We start from the raw sequence: 769 nt of genomic DNA, 5'->3' as shown, positions 1-769 counted from the left end.
GCACCGCATGACTGACCGCCGACGGACTCATGCCGAGTTCGGCCGCGGCAAGCGCGAAGCCGCCGCGCCGAGCCACGGCGACGATCACCGGCAGATGCGTCAGCAGATCTCGATCCATTCATGAATAATATCGCATAGTCCTTGCGAACAATGCAATCTTATCGATGCCGCCAAGCTGGTCCACATTGGCGCCAACACACGGGCGGTGGGGCCGATGCGCAAGGAGAAAAAACATGAATGCTTTGAGACATGTGACCTTCGCGGCAGGACTGGCAATGGCGCCCGTCGATGCCGGCGGAGCCGAACCAACGGGCTGGCAAACGCTCGCCGACGAGCGCGCCGTCATCCGCATCGCGGATGCCATTGACCGCGCCGTCGATGCGCAGGATTGGAAACTCGCCCGCAGCTTCTTCGCCGACCGGGTTACCGCAGACTTCAGCAGCCTTTCCGGACAGCCCGCGGCCACGGTCGCCTCCAACGATCTGATCGGCGCCTGGGCTGCCAATCTCAAAGGCAGCAAGACGAGCCTGCACCTGCGGACCAACCATCAGGTCGAAATAGAGGCCGATACGGCGACCGTCCGTTCCAACGGCTATGCCTGGAACAGGATGGAAGGCAATGGCGATCCGCTCTGGGAGGTCTGGGGCACCTATGAGCATCGCCTGACCCGATCGGCTCAAGGCTGGAAGGTCGACGGCTTCACGTTCCGCATGACGCATGAGCGGGGCAATCCCTGGGTGAAAGCGACGCCTGGCCAATAAGCCCATAC

At 62.4% G+C, this 769-nt stretch carries 2 protein-coding genes; one reads left to right on the top strand and one right to left on the bottom strand.

Annotated elements, in window-relative coordinates; translation table 11 throughout:
- Positions 1-118, bottom strand: a 118-nt coding sequence (locus EOA60_RS35480) for a LysR family transcriptional regulator (protein ID WP_164899899.1), incomplete at its 3' end; no start/stop codon positions are given.
- Between the two features lie 115 nt (positions 119-233).
- Between EOA60_RS35480 and EOA60_RS35475 the strand changes: the two genes are divergently transcribed.
- The gene (locus tag EOA60_RS35475) at positions 234-761 is read left to right on the top strand and encodes a nuclear transport factor 2 family protein (RefSeq protein ID WP_095825369.1); all 528 of its coding nucleotides are present in this window, start codon (positions 234-236) and stop codon (positions 759-761) included.
- The last annotated feature ends 8 nt before the right edge of the window (positions 762-769 follow it).

Source organism: Mesorhizobium sp. M1A.F.Ca.IN.020.06.1.1 (assembly GCF_004023265.1).
Classification (GTDB): domain Bacteria; phylum Pseudomonadota; class Alphaproteobacteria; order Rhizobiales; family Rhizobiaceae; genus Mesorhizobium.
Note: the sequence above shows the minus strand (reverse complement) of the source record. Positions and strands in the feature narration are given on the sequence as shown.